Source organism: Nonomuraea sp. bgisy101 (genome assembly GCF_057708945.1).
Genome location: NZ_JBYITD010000055.1, coordinates 1 through 16,431 on the forward strand (window position 1 = coordinate 1; position 16,431 = coordinate 16,431).

Here is a 16,431-nt window from a genome sequence, read left to right on the forward strand (position 1 = left end):
TTCGTGGAGGACTCCGCAAAGCCGGTCTCGTCGGCGCACGTTGTTGGCCGGGACGTCCACAACCGTGTCGAGGCGGCCGTCCGGCGTGTAGCGGTGCACGGCTGCGCCGTCCCACAGGGCGACCCAGATCGCGCCCGAGTCGTCGACCGTCAGGCCGTCCGGCCTGCCCGCGCTGATCGCGATGAGGGCTCGCCGCCTTCGGGGGCGGCCGGACGGGTCGAGAGCGCAGACGTCCGTCCGGCCATGGTGTCCACGTAGAACAGCAGGGATCCGTCGGGGCTCCAGCCGAGCCCGTTCGAGACCGTGACATCCGTGATCACCGAGGTGATCGTGTGGTCATGGTCCAGCCGGTACAGCGTGGCCGCGCCGGGACGGCCGGGTGTCGCGGTGCCGGCCCAGAACCGGCCCTGCGGGTCGCACTTGCCGTCGTTGCAGCGCTCGCCCGCGGCCAGGACGGGGCTCGGCAAGGGCCGCCGGCCCTGGTCGGCGAAGCCTTCGGCTGTGGCCGCGACCGGACCACCGCCAGAACGCGGTACGGCGGCGCCGACCGGGACCGTCGAGCCGACCGGCGCGTCGTCACCGCTGACGGGGTTCCACCGGTGGACCAGCCCCGTGGTGAGCTCGAGCCAGATCAGCTCGCCGCGCCGGGCGTCCCAGCAGGGCCCTCCCCCGAGCTCGGCCTCGGCCGCGAACGCCACATCGGCGGTCAGTCGACGGACCGGCATGGTCAGCCGTCCAGGGGCGGGAGGCCGAGAGCCGCACGCGGACCCGGCCTGAGCAGCGCCCCGGCCTGGATGGCGGAGGCGCCGCCGTCCAGGGTCAGCCCGGTGCCGGTGCGCATGCCGGCGCGCGCGGACAGGCCCCACGCCGCGGCGTCGGCGAGGTCGCGGGCCTGCCGCACCGTCCACGCCCCGGCCGGCTGCGCGGCCACTCCAGACAGGTGCAGTCGCCGGCTACCGTGCTCGATGAAGACCAGCATCGTCTCGACCACCAGGAAGTCACACGCGATGATCGCGTGAGCTTGAGCGGACATGAACTGACGCCAGGTCGGCCCGGCTCGGGGACGGCGAGCTACTGATCTCCGTCGGGAACGACGTAACGGGTGTGCACACCGTCGAGCCACCCATCATCGATCTCCTTGCCGGTGATCCGCCCGATGAGGCGCAGAGCCGAGGTTATCTCCGCATACGCGGAGTCACCGAAGAAGTCCATTCCTGACAGATGGCCATCCAGGGCACCGGGGTCACTACCATCTCGTTCCTCGGGATCCCCTACGACCAGGGATGTGACCACGTCGCCGTCGACGACGTATTGGAGATCTTCGACACCATCGATTTCGTACAGCGGCCATCCGAGATACAGCAACCGGCCCCCGTCTCGGGACAGTTGCACCCAGGAGTCCCAGCGCCATAGGTGATTCCCCTCGAGTTGAATCACCAAGACCCAGCCGGGCGCATGGGGGCCGACCCAGATGACCCCGTCCCCGTGCTCGCGGTAGCCGCCCGTCACGATATCCCGCCAACCAGCGGGCTGAGCTGTGGCCGCATCGGCCCCAAGACGGCGAGCCACCTCTTCGACCGCGAGCCCTTCACACCAGACGCCACGGAAAGGAGTGTCGAAGTCGATGCCGCGCGCGGCGAGCAGCTCCCAGAGATCCTTGTCGTGATCCATCCGCACCTCCTTCCAGCCGCACATGAACAGTGGCATTGAACAGCGATAGACCGGGGGCGCGGAGGCTTGCGTGAGCGGTCCACTCGCCGGTCGGGTGGTCGTTTCTGGACGCCCGAGCCGATGCGGGGAGGTCCAGGCCCGGCGCGGCAGACGTCGATGCCACGCCGGCAACGTCGCCGGGGTGACCAGCCGATGAGCGCGCAGGACCGCCGGCAACCACCGGACCGGCGCCGCGAGAACGGCCCGATCGGCCCAGTCCGGCCGCGGGCGTCCAACCTGGCGCCGCAGCACCGCCGCCTCATGACGCAACACCGTGATCTCCGCGTCCTTCGCCGCTTGACTGCGGCCCAGCAACATCAGCCAGCCGAACACTCGAAGCGCGATCAGATAGAGCAGGCGGACAAATACACGACGCGATCTTGCCTGCGGAGACGGACTCCGTCAAACCACAGGTCAGAGCCGTCATGGCTGCGTTTCCCAGACGACGGCACGGGCGGCCACGGTGCCGTCGAGGAACGACTTGACCTTGAGCAGGGCGGTCCGCGCCTCGGAGGTCTCCAAGCAAATCAGCCGGCCCCTGGCTGTATTGATGCGAGTCTCGCCCTTGGTGGAGCTGAGGGCGGTGCAGCCCTGGCGGGTCGGGGAGCCCTCGCCCGTCCAGAGCGCGAACAGATTTCCGACGATGGTGGCGCCGTCGAACCCGACCTGGCCGTCCTCGGTGGTGTCGACGACGAGGTACCCGTAAGCCGGGACGACCATCCCCACCGGGATGCCGAGGCCGCCCAGCGCACCCAGCAGGACGACGTCGCGGTCCCCGCGCCTGAGTCCGGTCAGCGCCCCCGCCGGCGTGCGCGTCAGGCCGCTCGCCGCGACGCGGGAGAGTGCGTCGCCCTCCTCGCGTTCGGCCGCCTGGCTGAGCGCCTTGCACCGGCGGACCTCCTGTACGGCGACGCCGCGCGATGAGGAGGAACACTCCGCGGCCAGGTCGTCGTCAGCGGCGGCAGACAACCGCTGGATCGCCGACGAGTTCCTGGTCGACGTCCTCGCGGACTGATGTCGTTCACCGCGTGGACGCGACGCACCGGACGCGGCGACCCCGACGCACTTATGTCCGATTTATGACCGTCTGGGGTAATTTTCAATTAGCTGCTCTGGCGCATTCCCCCCACTGACTGGTAACGGAGGGAGAAGAAGCATGGAGATCAAGCCACAGGCAGTCGTCATTCCCAAGGAAGCCGACCACCTCGAACAGGGGAAATACGGCGCCATCTTTCCGAGGACCCCGGCCTGTTACGGGTTCACCGTCATCGCCAAGGTCAAGCCCGGCCGGGCCGAGGCGATCCGCAACTACGGCCACGCGCTGGCCAAGGCGCTGGAAGCCGACCCGGATCTGCTCGCGCCGCTGAAACTGCACTACCTGCGCTGGGTGCTCTTCGACGACGACACCCGTTTCATGTACCAGGGCATCTTCGACACTGACTTCGACAAGTACACCGAAGACGCCATCGCGCTGTTCACCAAGTCGGGCGTGAGCACCGCCTTCGAGAACCTCGAAGGGTTCCCCGAGGACTGGAGGACGAACCCCGAGGCGTTCATCAGGTTCGTCCGCGAGCACCAGTGCCCGAGCTTCATCGAGTACGGAGAGTATCCGTACGTCACCTCGGACGAGATCAAGAAAGCGCTCCGGATCAAGCGCGCCCTGTCGGAGATGCTCGACCAACTGCAGTGAGGCCGGGCCACCGCCCGCCCGCCGCCCCGTCAATGGAGACGTGATGAGCGAGTTCAGAACCGCACGTACCTACAACCAGAACCATGTGCCGCGCGAGTACACCCCCGGACGCCGACGCGTGAGCATCTACGTCGCGTGGAGCTACCCGGCCGAGGCCGGCCGGAACCCGGCCGAGCTCGACAACCGGTTCTCCACCATGACCGAGGTCCGGCGCGTGGCCTGGCCCGCGTACGAGGACCCGAAGTGGTCCGACCCGATGCGGTTCCAGCAGGGCATCGCCGGGACGCTGGAGCTGTTCTTCTGGGCCTGGGTGCCGTTCCAGCAGTTCGTCGAGGAGACCACCGGACACCCGGTACCCGTGTACCAGCGCATCGATCAGGCCGGTTTCCGCACCCCGCTTGATGAGCGGGTGCTGGCGGACACCGACACCTTGTTCGTGTTCGGGCTGGATCACCTGATCACCGGGCAGGAGGCCGCGCCCGAGGAGATCGAGGCGTTGCGGCAGTTCGTCGACCGGGAGGGAACCTGCCTGGTCCTGGGGCCGCATCACGACGTCGGGGCCTCTGACGACCTCGCCGTGCGCGATATGGAGTACCACCATCACGGCGACCTCCTGGTCCCGCGCCAGCAGCAGTTCGGCAGGTACACCCGCTCCTTGATGCAGGGGCTCGGCGTGCCGGTGGAGAACCGCTACGGGCTGCGCCCCGCGACACAGAGCCCGGGCAAGATCGCCCCGCTGTCCATCGCCCGGGATCTGGACACCAAGGGATGGCTGGAAGGCGTGTCCAGCTTCAACTTCCACATGCACCTCCCCCACTACGCGGTGACCACCGACGATCCGAACGTCATCCAAGTCCTGGGCAGGCAGCCGATCGACATGTCCAGGCCGCACCCCTTCACCGAGGCAGGGAACACCGAGTTCAACATGTTCCTGTGGATGCCCCCGGCCGGTGAGCGGGGCGGCGACGTACTCCTGGCGGACTCCACGATCTTCAGCTCGCTGTTCGGAGGTGACGAGAGCCTGCGCAACTTCTGGAGAAACATCGTCACGTCCAAGTAGTGCCGCAGAAAGGTGGTTATCCGTGATCGAGCAGACCTATGCCACGCTCGAACTCGACGACATCCAGCGCGGGGTCCTCAGCCCTCGGCCGACCCCGTACGCGGCGACCTACATCCTGTTCCGGATCGACGACCGCGCGCACGGGCGGGAGCTGATGCGGCGCGCGAGCGAGGTGGTGACCGCGGCCACCGACTCGATGAGTCCCCTGGGCGAGACCTGGGTGAGCATCGCGCTCACCTATCAGGGCCTCAGAGCGCTGGGCGTGCCGCAGGAGTCGCTTGACACGTTCGCCTGGGAGTTCCGGCAGGGAATGGCCGCACGGGCGAACACGCTGGGCGACTCTGGACAGAGCGGCCCCGACAACTGGGAACCGCCGCTGGGCACGCCCGACGTCCACGTGGTGCTGGTGGCGCTCGCGCCGGACGGCGCCCAACTCGAAGCGGCCGTTGATCGTGCCCGCCCGGCGTTCCGGCACCTCCACGGTGTGGTCCAGATCTGGCGGCAGGACTGCTACGCGCTGCCGACCGAGACCGAGCCCTTCGGCTACCGTGACGGCATCAGCCACCCGGCCGTCGAAGGCAGCGGCATCGCCGGGTCGAACCCCCTGGAAGCGCCGCTCAAGGCCGGAGAGTTCGTGCTCGGCTACCGCGACGAGCTCGGCGGCGTCCAGACCCCGCAGCCCGAGGTGCTGGGACGCAACGGCACCTACGTGGCCTTCCGCAAGCTCCACCAGCGGGTCGCCGCCTTCCGGCGGTACCTCAAAGACAGCTCCGCCGGCCCCGAGGACGAGGAGCTGCTCGCGGCCAAGCTCATAGGACGCTGGCGCAGCGGCGCTCCGTTGGCGCTCAGCCCGCTGCGCGACGACCCCGTCCTCGGCGCCGACCCACACCGCAACAACCGTTTCCTCTATGAACAGGACGATCCGGCGGGATTCACGACCCCTCCCGGCTGCCACATCCGCCGGGCCAACCCCCGCGACGCCGCGGTCGCGGGGGCGCCGAGACTGCACCGGATGATCAGACGCGGCACCGTGTACGGCCCGCCGCTGCCCGAGGGGGTCCTGGAGGACGACGGGTCCGACCGCGGTCTGATGTTCACCTTCATCGGAGCACACCTCGGGCGACAGTTCGAGTTCGTCCAGTCCCAGTGGATGAACGACGGCGTCTTCTTCGGCGCCGGGGACGCCAGAGATCCGATAGTCGGGGCCGGCGACGGTACCGGCGAGTTCACGATCCCCCGGCGGCCGGTACCGCGGCGCCTGCCACCGCTGCCGCGGTTCGTCGTCACGCGCGGCGGCGAGTACTGCTTCATGCCAGGGCTGAGCGCCCTGCGCTGGCTGGGCGATCTCGAAGACTGACGCGCCGCGGCGGACGCCTCCCGGACACGGTAGCCATCGGGGTGCATGGTCTGACGGATGCGCTGCATCTGACATTCATGGCGGGCACCGGGAACACGGGTGGCATTGACGAATGTGTCACCACCCCCGGTGCGCCACGAAGCGCTGACCTGTCCGTGCTGAGGTGAAGGACACCGCCGCTCCGCCGTCGTGGTGACATGTGCCCCGAGCACGGCAACACCCTCACCTCCAGCGGCGGCACCACCCGATGCAACGCCGCCGGGTGCGGCCGCACCTGGCGCTACAACCGCGACACAGCCCGTGCGCCGAGCCCGTCACCCACCGCCTCGCCGACGCCGAAGGAACCCAGGCGCCGGTCTGCGACGGCCACGCCATCGCCGCCGTGAGGAGGTGGTCGGCGGACGCATCGAGCCGCTGTAAGCGTGCCCGGGACTGCTCAACTCAGCCCCGGACACGCCTCTACCGATCACATCACAGGCCTGCGCATCACCTGGATGCGCAGGCCTGTTGGTCATGTACGGCCCCACAGGCGCGTACAGAACCCCCTGATCTCTCAGGTCACCGTGCGTCGGCTTGGCCCGGGTTCACCTATCACACGGCGTTTCACGGCGGCCGCTCTGCCGGGAAAGCGAAACCGTCCGCGACCATCCACGCCAGCACCCGCCTGACGCTGTCGACGTCCGCACCCGCGATGGCGGCCAGATCCTCAGCCGGATACGGCCCACCGCCGTGCCGAATGGCGACCACGCCGATCGCCCGCAAGGTCGCCAAGTCGCCCAGCGGCTCCAGCGCCTGGACCACCTCATCCAGCCACGCGACATCCTCACCGGCCCGCGCACGCCGAACGCGCTCGCGGCGCGCGTACGCCAGCAACTCGGCGGCATCGGCGGTGGCCTTGGCGACGAGCCGATCCCACTCGACTTCGTCCACGCTTCCAGGCTGCGGCTAGCCACCGTGCACTGTCCACCAAGGCCAAGACAAGCGCACGCCAGCGGTGAGCTGCGGCGGCGTGGCTGTCGGGCGGCTGCCACTCGGGCGATCAAGCATCGGTGTCAGGATGGGAGCGCCAGCCTTCACGTGCTTCACGCTGTATCTCGCGCGGGCCTGCGAACGTGCCCTCACCACGACTCGTCTAGATCATGCCTTCCCCCCGCGAGCGGTTGACTGGCCGTGCCGTCGCCACCCACTGGTGCCCGTCCAACGCGCGAGGAAATGACCGCCTGAAGCGCCCGTTCAGCGACAAGGTCCCGGATCACGCGGAGTGGTCCGGGACCTGCCGCGCGGCCATGGCCGGCTAGATCTTGCCGTGGTTTTCGATCGTCGCGACGTACTCGCCTGCGTTGTCACCGTACTGTCCGGGCTTGTCGTTGTACGCGACGGTCACCTCGCCGGCGTCCTGCGCACGGAAGGTCTGGCAGGAGCCGACCGCAAGCCACGGACCCGAACCGACGCGGGCGATCAGCGCGCCGGCCGGGGCTCCCGGCAGGAGGAGCCCCGGCGCCATGTACGCCCCGGAGTACTTGCCCTCGATGAACCGGGTCCCGTCGGGATACGTCACACCCCCGTTGTAGGACGCCCGCCCGCTCGCCGAGACGGTGATGACCTCGTCGCGCTGCACTGTAATGCCGGACTTCACCCCGCCCTCCACCTTCGCGGGGACCGTCACGACAATGAATTCATTCATGCCGACACCTCCGATAGTTACAGAATGCTTCCATGCCATCACTGTATGTTTCGTCTCGGCGATGACATCAAACGCGTCGGCGGCGGCGTGTACAGAGAGCTAGAGGCCACCTGACCGTGGCCATACGGGGACGGACGTGCCGTTGCGACGGGCCGGAACTTCCCGGGGCGGAACACACAGAAGCAGAAGAACTGAGGCCCAGCCCTTGACGGTTTCACATGTGTGAAGCGTGGCGACAGTGGACAGTCGTGCTGTGATCCGTCACACGCACCAGCCGCCCCTCCCGGCATCAACCGATCGGTTGATGCCGGAATCCACCATCCCGCTCCCCGGTCGGACGATCCGCCGCCCTCCACCCCCGCGCGATTCTCAAGGCATGTCAACACACCGGGAGCCCGCCCTCCGCGCCACCGGACTCCGCAAAGCCTTCGGCGACCACCTGGCCGTCGACGACATCCACCTCACCGTCCCCGCCGGATCCTTCTACGGCCTGGTCGGCCCCAACGGCGCCGGCAAGACCACCACCCTGGCCATGGCCGTCGGCCTGCTCCGCCCCGACGCCGGCAGCGCCGAGATCTTCGGCGTGGACGTCTGGCGCGACACCGTCCAGGCCAAGGGACTGATCGGCGTGCTGCCCGACGGCAACGCCATGCCGGAACGGCTCACCGGCCGCGAGGTCCTCACCTACCTCGGCCTGCTGCGTGGCCTGCCCCCCGCCGTCGTCGCCGAGCGCACCGACGAACTCCTCCAGATCCTCGAACTCGACTCCGCCGAGCGGACCCTGGTCATCGAATACTCCACCGGCATGCGCAAGAAGATCGGTCTGGCCGTCGCTCTCCTGCACGCGCCCCGCCTGCTCGTCCTGGACGAGCCCTTCGAGGCCGTCGACCCCGTCTCCGCAGCCACGATCAGGACCATCCTGCGCAGGTTCGCAGGCAACGGCGGCTCCGTGATCATCTCCAGCCACGTCATGGCCCTCGTCGAGCAACTCTGCGATCACGTGGGCGTCATCTCCGACGGCCGCGTCGTGGCCGCCGGACCGCTGGCCGACGTTCGCGGCGCCGGAACCCTGGAGGACGCCTTCGTCGACCTCGTCGGCGCCCGCGCCGGAGGAACGGAGGGGCTGGCATGGCTCACCTCCTGACCCCCGGCCCGGCTGCCCTGGCACAGCACATGATCCGCATGCGGCTGGCACTCATGCGCAACTCCCTGCGCGGCGACAACGCCTCCAACCTCTACACCGGCGTCTCGCTCGGGCTGATCCTGGCCTTCGGAACGATCGCCGTCACCGTCCTGTGGCCCGCCTACCTGCCCCTCGCCCTGGCCGTATGGCTCACCGGCTGGATCTTCGGCCCCATCTTCATCGGGGGCGGCAGCGAGGCCCTCCGCCCCGAATACTTCTCCATGCTCCCCGCCACGCCAGGCCGGATCGCGGCGGCACTGCTCGCCGGAGCTTTCGCGGGCCCCGCGCCCGCGGTCAATCTCATCGCCCTGCTGTCCCTGCCCGTGTACGGCTGGCGCTTCGGCCCGGCCGGAGTGCTCATCGGCCTGGCAGCGGCCGTCACCACGCTCATCACCATGGTGATGATCTCTCGCGTCATCGTGGCGCTCATCGGGCTGTTCGTCAGATCCCGCGCCACCGCGGCCGCCGTCGGCATCGTGACCGGCACCGCCATCGCCCTGTGCAGCAACGGCTGGGCACCCGTCGCAGCTCTGGGCGGCACCGACACCGCCGCCTGGTCCCAGGTCCTCGTCCGCGTCCTGCCCTCCGGATGGGGCGTGGCCGCCGTCGAAGCCCCCTGGCCCCTCGCCCTCGCCATCCTCGCCGCCAACGCCGGCGTGATCGCCCTCCTCCTGGCCGCCTGGGCCGGCCTGCTGTCGCGGCGCGTCGTCTCGGCCGCACGCGGCGGTGTGCCGCCCCGCCGCGGCACGCCCCGCCCCTTCCCCAGCACCAGCGGTGCCCGCATCGCCGCCGCCAAGGAACTGCGCGCCTGGTGGCGCGACCTCGTCCGCATCCAGCTCCTCGCTACCGCCTTCTCCTACGCCATCGTCACCCCCCTCCTGCTCGTCACCATCGACGCTTGGATCATGGTCCCCTTCGCGGGACTCATCGCGATCGTGATGGCCGCCGCGTCCTCGGCCAACCTCTACGGCGCCGACGGAACCGCCCTCTGGCTCACCCTCATGAGCCCCGGCGCGGAACGCGCCGACGTCCGCGGACGCCAACTGGCCTGGCTCCTCATCGTCGGCCCAGCCGCAGTGGTCCTCTCCCTGGCCGGCACCCTCGTCAGCGGCCAGACCTGGGCCTGGCCGTGGGTACTCGGCCTGCTCCCCGCCCTCCTCGGCGGCGGCGCCGGGATCATCGTCCTGCTCGCCGTCACCTCGCTCGTCCCCGGCACCGACCCCCACAAGCGCGGCGGCAACCCGCTCAGCACCGGCGCCGACGAAACCGCCGAAACCAGCCTCGCCTGGCTCGTGCTCGTCGCGGTCCCCGCCACCGCCCTGCCCGCGGCCGGTGCCGTCCTCCTTCACCCCTGGGCCGGCATCGCCACCGGTGTGCTGACCGGCGCCCTCAGTGCCTGGGGACTCGGCAAGATCGCCTACCGCGCACTCGAGAACCACGGGATCGATCTGCTCAACCTCATGAAGCACGGCCCGGCACCACAGGCCGACAAACCCACCACCGCGGACCTCCCCATCCGGCACCGCATCGGCGTCACGATCACCTACACCATCGCCTGGCTTCCCCTGTTCCCTCAGGGAGTCGCGCCCATGGTCATGAAGATCGTCGGCATCGAGGACCGCGTATGGTTCCTCGCCCTTCATCTCCCGCCGATCTGGCAATGGCCCACCATCATCTTCATGATCGCCCTTGGGCTGCTCATGTACGGCTACGCCATCCTGATCCCCATGCGCCTATCCTCATCCTCGTCGGCCATCACCAGGTGAAACCCGTCCGTACCCGAGAGGAGGGGCACGCCCCGGATGAACGACCCCTTCCCGCTCTCCACCTGGGAACGACGCTTCGAGCGCGTCGTCGAGATCGTCCCCTACATCACCCTCGCCGCTTCCCTCGCCATCAGCCTGGCCTCACCCGACCAGCCCGAAGGCGGGATCCCCCGCACCCTCGCGCTCACCGCCCTGGCCCTCGCCTGGATTCTCGGCGCCCACACCCTCCTTCCCGCCGCCGTGCGCCGACGGAGGGTCACCGTCACCGTTCACTTCGCCGGCGTCCTGGCCACCGCCGCGCTGCTGACCTTCCACGACCCCATCTTCATCATCTACTGCATCTCCGGCTTCTTCCTCGCCGCCAACTTCGCTCCCTCCAGGTGGACCTTCGCCGCCGTCGCCGCCACCTCCTTCGTCCTGTACGGCTCGGCGCTCGACTGGGCTCAGGCCACCATCCAGCTCATCGCCTTCCACCTGGCGATCATCGCCGTGCAGACCATCGCCATCGGCGGCGGCCACATCGCCGGCATCAGGATCGAGGACCGGCAGCGCAAATACCGGAAAGCAGTCAGCGACCTTCAGACCGCCCTGGAGGAGAACGCCGACCTCCACGCCCAGCTCCTCACCCAAGCCCACCAGGCCGGCATCCTCGACGAACGCCAGCGCATGGCACGCGAGATCCACGACACCCTCGCCCAAGGCCTCACCGGCATCATCACCCAGCTACGCGCCGCCCAACGCGTCGAGGACTCCCACACCCACCTCGAGCTCGCGCTCAACCTCGCCCAGGACAGCCTCACCGAAGCCCGCCGCTCCGTCTCCGCTCTCCAGCCCCACCAGCTCGAGGACGCCCACCTCCCCGAAGCCATGGCCACCCTGGCCCGCAACTGGACCCAGACCACCGGCGTCGACCTGCACGTCGAAGTGACCGGCGACCGCGTCCCCCTCAGCCCCGCCATCGAGGTCACCCTCTTCCGCGTCGCCCAGGAAGCCCTCGCCAACGTCGCCAAACACGCGGGCGCCACCCGCGCCGGCCTCACCCTCTCCTACACCGGCGCTGTCGTCCTCCTCGACATCCGCGATGACGGCACCGGCATCCACAACCCCGACAGCAAAGGATTCGGACTCAGCAGCATGAGACAACGCGTACGCGGCGTCGGCGGCTCCCTCGAAATCGAGAGCACGCCCGGCGAGGGCACCGCCGTCAGCGCCACCGTCCCCGCGCTCCAAGGAAACCCCCGGTGATCCGCCTCCTCATCGTCGACGACCACCCCATCGTCCGCGACGGCCTGCGCGCCGCCTTCGAAGCCGAACCCGACATCCACGTCGCCGGCGAAGCCGCCAACGGCCGCGAAGGCATCGACCGCGCCGCCGCACTCGAGGTCGACATCGTCCTCATGGACCTGCGCATGCCCGAAATGGACGGCGTCACCGCCATCACCGCGCTGCGCCACTCCCATCCCCACATCAAGACCCTCGTCCTGACCACCTTCGACGGCGACTCCGACGTCCTGCCCGCCATCGAAGCCGGCGCCACCGGCTACCTCCTCAAAGACGCCCCCACCGACGAACTCCTGCGCGCCGTCCGCGCCGCAGCTGCCGGCGAGCCGGTCCTGTCCCCCTCCGTCGCCGGCCGCCTGATGGGCCAGGTACGCAGACCGGTCAAGGCTGCCCTTACCGACCGCGAACTCCAAGTCCTCGCCCTCGTCGCCGACGGCGCCTCCAATCGCCAGGCGGCCGCCAAGCTCTTCATCAGCGAGGCCAGCATCAAGACCCACCTGCTGCACATCTACGACAAACTCGGCGTCCGCGACCGCGCCGCCGCCGTCGGCGAGGGTTATCGACGAGGTTTGCTCAGTTAGTCGACCAACAGCCCGCCTTTACCGAGCCCACCTCCGCCTACCTGCAGGAACGCCGCAGATGGCGGCTGGTGGAGCCGACCTTGTCAACAGGCCGACACCGGCCGGGCCCACGCGGTGCGGCTGCAGCCCGGACAGGTGCGGTGGCTTGCCCGCCTGATCGAGCGCGAGGCCCGCAGCAACGAGCACGCCCACCAGGGCGGCACCGGCCAGTGCGGGCACTGCGGCCGCCACCCCGAGGCGGACGGAGCGAGGGCGGACCGATGAACAAAGACGACCGGAACCCGCAGTCCTCCGGCCCCCGACATCTGCCCCGCGCCGGACCGCGCCTCGGCCACGACCGCGCCCGCGTCCTCAACGCCTACGCCGGGCTCGGCCTCCACCAACTGCGCCACTCAGCGGCCACCCGTCTCGGCGACCCAGAAGCCCCCTGCAGCTGATCATGGACAAGACCGGCGCAAGAACACCCGCACCGCCTGCGCCACGGCAACCCGGCAGCGCGGCCATCGCCAAGATCACCGAACACAGGCTCGGGGGCGCCGCACATGCTCGGAATCCGAGCATGTGCGGCGGCCGTGGAGATGGGCCACTACTGGTGCATCACGGACCGGTCGCCAGGCGTGCGTGACCTTGTGGCCGGCGATGTGCTGTGCGGTTGGCCGGGATCGCAGTCAGCGGCGGAATGGCGGCGGCGCGCCCGCGGCGGCGCCGGGTTTCGGTCTGGGCAGCGAGGGATGAGTCAGACGTTCGCTGGGTGATAACGAGTGAGAGGCGCGTTCGCGCAGGTCGGGTTGCTCGTTAACAGCTTCTGTGTCGACTCTCCCAGGAGCTCCTGGTTACGCGCGGTCGCTTTGGGCCGTGTGGATCAGCTCTCACCGGCACCCCGAGGAAGATCCCGAGCTTGGCGGCGGTGAACCAGGCGGGCACCGGTCGAGCGGTCACAGCACGTCCACGAAGACCGGGTTGGCATAGAACCACAGGTCGTTCCAGGGATTCTCGTTGGGACCAGTGTCGGCGGCCGGCTCAAGGCCCCCGGCCGCGCTGCGCTTGCCGTCGGTGCCGCGCAGCCGGAAGTAGAACGGCTCACGGACGTCGCGGAACCTGTAGTGGAACTCGGCGACCCGGCCTCTGCCGCGCGGCGTGAACGACTCGACGATCCGCATGTCCGGGGCGGTGAAGGTGTCGGGGTCCGCGGCGGAACCCGTGACGGCTCCCCGGATCAGGTCCAGTCTGGCCAGACGGGGCACGTCGTCGTTGGCGTTGGGGCGACCCGCCAGGTCGACGGAGATGGTGACGGTGACGTCGTCGCCGCGGCGCACCGACAACCGGCCGCCGAGGGTGGCCGGGGCGTTGCCGGGGGCGTGCGCGTCGACGTGCAGGCCGTCGATCAGTCCGCCCATCGACACCCAGACACGACCGGCCTTGAGTGCCTCCATGACCGCGCCGTGGCTGCGCGAGGCCGCGCCGACGACGGTCCTGCTGAACTGGCCTGGCCAGAAGTCGGCGTGCCTGATCGGGACGCCTCCGTCGATCGGGTCCGGGTACTTCCCGTGCTGGTCGTACCAGTCGCCGGGCCGCTGGGGCTCGACGGTCGTGTCGTTGTTGTAGAAGTGGCCGTCGGAGTTGGCGGTGATCCACCAGCCCTTGCCCTCGGCGAGCATCGAGTCCCACATGCCGCCCAGGATGCCGGTCATCGAGTCGAAGCCGCCGTAGGTGGGATAGTGCTCGGGCCGCCAGCCGGTCCACGAGTTCGCGTCCGCCGTGTTGTTGAAGTCACCGCGGGCCCTGGGCTCGTTCTGGGCGCCGGGCGCGCCCTCCATGCCGACAGCGATGCCCGGGGCCGCGTCGCGGAAGGCCCGCAGGTCGCGCGGCGAGAACCGGCCGCGCCGCATCACGTGGTTGATCAGGAACAGGGCGGAGTCGGCCGAGCCGGTCTGCAGGGCGGTCTCGAGCCAGCCGAGCGCCTCCAGGGCCTTGGCCTCGTTGGCCGGGGTGCTCGCGCCGGTGCCGTTGATCCTGGAGTCGAAGAGCCGCTCGAAAGCGCGCAGCAGTTGGATCTCGTCGCGGGCGCCGTCGAAGAACACCGTGGCGTGCTCCCCTCCGGGGACGTTCCACTCCAGCCCCTGCCACAGCAGCAGCTCCGGGTGCCTGGCGCGGGAGGCGACGATGTCGGCGTAGGTGGACTCGACCGCGAACTTCTCGTGCGCGGCGTGCCCGTGGTCGGTGATGACCAGCCAGTCCACGCGACCGTGCTTGATGGCGCCCGCGGCCTGCTGCTCGATGGTGTACATGCCGTCGTAGCTGTACTGCGTGTGCACGTGGTGGTCGCCGGCGAGCCACTGGTAGTAGCGCGAGCCCCCGGTGGTGGCGGCGGCGGGGCGCGCGGCGGCGAGCCCGCCCAGGGCGGTCACCCCCAGGGTGGCGGCGCCGAGCAGGCCGCTGTTCAGCAGGAAGCGGCGTCGGCTGAGGTCGCCGGGCGACAGCTCGTTCTCCGGCACCGACAGGTCCGCGAACGCGGCCGTGCCTTCGGGAACGTGGGCATGCTCATGGGAGTGAGCGGCATTGCGGCACATGGGGGATACCTTCCTGGAGTGCTTCATTCGGAGATGCTGGGAGCGCCGTTCTCGATGTGGCCCATGAGCCGGCGGAGGAAGTGGGATCCTCAGGGCAGGTGGTCAACACCTCCTACCAGCCGTGCGCATCCTCGCAGCGGATCGTGACGGTTTCGGGCCGGTCCGGGTGAACGGTGAGTGGGTCGCCGGCGATGCGCACGTGAACGATGTGTCCGGTGAGGTTCTCGGTCTCGAGCGTGGCCGCCCGCGGGTCCGCCGTTCTGCAGCCGCGGACCGCGACGAGGTCTCCGGACGAGCCGCGCAGTCCCCGGCGGAACCCGTTCGGCCCCGTGAGCACCAGGTCGAACTCGGGCGCGGTCACCGTGACCGACGTCCCGCCGAGCACGTCGAAATGCCGCGGAAATCGGCGCAGGATTTCCTGCCGCACGCGGTGAAGACCATGGACCTGCGCTATTTCCTGGAGTTCTACGCGCCACGCATCACCGCGGGCAACCACGAGGGGGACGTCGAGCGAATCTCCATGGGCGCGGTGCAGCGCCCGCAGGCGAAGCCGAGGACGAACGATCTTGACGCGAGACGAGCAGTGACCATCAGCCCCGTGCCGAAAAGTACGGCAGCACGGTGGACAGGCGAGCCCAGCCGCAGATCAGCTGAGCGTCGCCAGAGGCGTGGCCTTGCTCAAGGCATACCAGCTGTCGCCAGGAACGACAGCACCGTCGGCAGCACGTCGGTCGATCTGTCCCAGCAGCCCTTGTGATCCGCGTCGGAGATGGACAAGAAGTTCGCGCCTGAGCGCTCGGCGAAGGCCCGCATCGGCTCGTGCCAAGGGTCGGCCGTGCCCGCGTACAGCAGCGTCGGCACGCCGGAATCGGCGAGTTCCTGGTGGAGCCCAGGCTCACGAGAGAACGCCTCATAATTGGCGCGGAAACCGGCAGGATCACCCGCCTCAATCAGGGCGGCCTGATACGGATCGGCAGCGGCGCCTTGCTTCATCAGCTGGTACGCGTCGGTGTCGGCGGGCAGGCCGAGCAGGCGCAGCGTAGGACCGACCGCCGAGCGGAAGCCGTCGATGGGATCGAACCCGCCGGCCACCAGGCAGGTCAGGCGGCTGGGCGCATGCCCCTGACGATTGCCCGCTCCCCGAGGTCCTGGCCTTGATCGGCGGCAAGTGGAGCGCTCAGGTACTGGTCGAACTCGGCGAAGGCCCACGCCGCTTCACCCAACTGGAACGCGCGATCACGGGCATCAGCCGTCGCATGCTGACCGTGAGCTTGCGCGATCTCGAACGCAACGGGCTCATCACCCGAACCGTGTACCCGGATTCCCCGCCACGAGTCGAGTACGCCACCACATCGTTGATCGAAGACATACGCGAGCCCCTGGAAGCGCTCACGGACTGGGCCCGTCTCGCCGCCCCTGCCATCACCGCAGCCCGCCGAACCTACGACAGCTCAGCCGATTCACATCCCTGATGCGCTGTCATTTCCCACCGACATCACTGGCGGGTACTGGAATCCAACGCTGTCCGAACTGACCGGCAACCGCTGCT

At 69.3% G+C, this 16,431-nt stretch carries 18 protein-coding genes and 1 pseudogene; 10 read left to right on the forward strand and 9 right to left on the reverse strand.

The features are described from left to right. The 4 genes and pseudogenes from AC3EO4_RS51415 to AC3EO4_RS51430 form a co-directional block, all read right to left on the reverse strand. A pseudogene (locus AC3EO4_RS51415) lies at nt 1–725 on the reverse strand (SMP-30/gluconolactonase/LRE family protein); the annotation flags it as partial. A 2-nt stretch (nt 726–727) separates the two neighbouring features. Further along, nucleotides 728–1,033 (reverse strand): hypothetical protein, encoded by a 306-nt coding sequence (locus AC3EO4_RS51420; RefSeq protein ID WP_431903427.1) that lies wholly within the window; start codon nt 1,031–1,033, stop codon nt 728–730. Between the two features lie 38 nt (nt 1,034–1,071). After that, entirely contained in the window at nt 1,072–2,043 is a 972-nt protein-coding gene (locus tag AC3EO4_RS51425) for a hypothetical protein (protein WP_431903430.1), read from the reverse strand. A 90-nt stretch (nt 2,044–2,133) separates the two neighbouring features. Then, complete coding sequence (locus AC3EO4_RS51430; RefSeq protein ID WP_431903431.1) at nt 2,134–2,679, reverse strand: hypothetical protein; 546 nt, start codon at nt 2,677–2,679, stop codon at nt 2,134–2,136. Between the two features lie 187 nt (nt 2,680–2,866). Between AC3EO4_RS51430 and AC3EO4_RS51435 the strand changes: the two genes are divergently transcribed. The 3 genes from AC3EO4_RS51435 to AC3EO4_RS51445 are packed head-to-tail and all read left to right on the forward strand — an operon-like array spanning nt 2,867 to nt 5,817. After that, a complete protein-coding gene (locus AC3EO4_RS51435) occupies nt 2,867–3,400 on the forward strand; it encodes a hypothetical protein (protein WP_431903433.1) in 534 nt (177 codons plus the stop codon). A 43-nt stretch (nt 3,401–3,443) separates the two neighbouring features. Beyond that, nucleotides 3,444–4,460, forward strand: a complete 1,017-nt coding sequence (locus tag AC3EO4_RS51440; RefSeq protein WP_431903436.1) for a hypothetical protein — start codon at nt 3,444–3,446, stop codon at nt 4,458–4,460. Between the two features lie 22 nt (nt 4,461–4,482). Next, nucleotides 4,483–5,817 carry a Dyp-type peroxidase gene (locus AC3EO4_RS51445; protein ID WP_379578412.1) on the forward strand — a complete coding sequence of 445 codons (1,335 nt, stop codon included), beginning with the start codon at nt 4,483–4,485 and terminating at the stop codon, nt 5,815–5,817. Nucleotides 5,818–6,420: 603 nt separating this feature from the next. On the opposite strand, the gene AC3EO4_RS51450 is transcribed toward AC3EO4_RS51445, so the two are convergent. Together AC3EO4_RS51450 and AC3EO4_RS51455 are read right to left on the reverse strand one after the other, a co-directional pair. Further along, nucleotides 6,421–6,747: a hypothetical protein gene (locus AC3EO4_RS51450; protein ID WP_379578408.1), complete on the reverse strand. Its 327-nt coding sequence runs from the start codon at nt 6,745–6,747 to the stop codon at nt 6,421–6,423. A gap of 364 nt (nt 6,748–7,111) precedes the next feature. Beyond that, nucleotides 7,112–7,501 (reverse strand): LecA/PA-IL family lectin, encoded by a 390-nt coding sequence (locus tag AC3EO4_RS51455; RefSeq protein ID WP_379578404.1) that lies wholly within the window; start codon nt 7,499–7,501, stop codon nt 7,112–7,114. Between the two features lie 376 nt (nt 7,502–7,877). Between AC3EO4_RS51455 and AC3EO4_RS51460 the strand changes: the two genes are divergently transcribed. From AC3EO4_RS51460 to AC3EO4_RS51485, 6 genes are all read left to right on the forward strand, one after another. Continuing rightward, complete coding sequence (locus tag AC3EO4_RS51460) at nt 7,878–8,645, forward strand: ABC transporter ATP-binding protein (protein WP_431903439.1); 768 nt, start codon at nt 7,878–7,880, stop codon at nt 8,643–8,645. Further along, nucleotides 8,630–10,450, forward strand: coding sequence for a hypothetical protein (locus tag AC3EO4_RS51465; protein WP_431903442.1), 1,821 nt, complete (start codon nt 8,630–8,632; stop codon nt 10,448–10,450). The genes AC3EO4_RS51460 and AC3EO4_RS51465 overlap by 16 nt, the downstream gene beginning before the upstream one ends. Nucleotides 10,451–10,486: 36 nt before the next feature. Then, a complete protein-coding gene (locus tag AC3EO4_RS51470) occupies nt 10,487–11,695 on the forward strand; it encodes a sensor histidine kinase (protein ID WP_431903445.1) in 1,209 nt (402 codons plus the stop codon). Continuing rightward, nucleotides 11,692–12,312: a response regulator gene (locus tag AC3EO4_RS51475; protein WP_379578397.1), complete on the forward strand. Its 621-nt coding sequence runs from the start codon at nt 11,692–11,694 to the stop codon at nt 12,310–12,312. Before AC3EO4_RS51470 ends, AC3EO4_RS51475 begins: the two co-directional genes overlap by 4 nt. Nucleotides 12,313–12,447: 135 nt before the next feature. Then, complete coding sequence (locus AC3EO4_RS51480) at nt 12,448–12,576, forward strand: hypothetical protein (RefSeq protein ID WP_431903448.1); 129 nt, start codon at nt 12,448–12,450, stop codon at nt 12,574–12,576. Beyond that, complete coding sequence (locus AC3EO4_RS51485) at nt 12,573–12,749, forward strand: hypothetical protein (protein WP_431903451.1); 177 nt, start codon at nt 12,573–12,575, stop codon at nt 12,747–12,749. Before AC3EO4_RS51480 ends, AC3EO4_RS51485 begins: the two co-directional genes overlap by 4 nt. Nucleotides 12,750–13,247: 498 nt before the next feature. Here the strand turns inward: AC3EO4_RS51485 and AC3EO4_RS51490 are convergent, their stop codons facing one another. From AC3EO4_RS51490 to AC3EO4_RS51500, 3 genes are all read right to left on the reverse strand, one after another. Continuing rightward, nucleotides 13,248–14,882: a PHP domain-containing protein gene (locus AC3EO4_RS51490; protein ID WP_431903453.1), complete on the reverse strand. Its 1,635-nt coding sequence runs from the start codon at nt 14,880–14,882 to the stop codon at nt 13,248–13,250. A gap of 112 nt (nt 14,883–14,994) precedes the next feature. Then, entirely contained in the window at nt 14,995–15,378 is a 384-nt protein-coding gene (locus AC3EO4_RS51495) for a hypothetical protein (protein WP_431903455.1), read from the reverse strand. Between the two features lie 182 nt (nt 15,379–15,560). Beyond that, nucleotides 15,561–15,974 (reverse strand): alpha/beta fold hydrolase, encoded by a 414-nt coding sequence (locus AC3EO4_RS51500; RefSeq protein ID WP_431903458.1) that lies wholly within the window; start codon nt 15,972–15,974, stop codon nt 15,561–15,563. A gap of 62 nt (nt 15,975–16,036) precedes the next feature. Between AC3EO4_RS51500 and AC3EO4_RS51505 the strand changes: the two genes are divergently transcribed. After that, on the forward strand, nt 16,037–16,354 hold the full coding sequence (locus AC3EO4_RS51505) for a winged helix-turn-helix transcriptional regulator (protein ID WP_379578390.1): 318 nt from the start codon (nt 16,037–16,039) through the stop codon (nt 16,352–16,354). Nucleotides 16,355–16,431 lie beyond the last annotated feature (77 nt).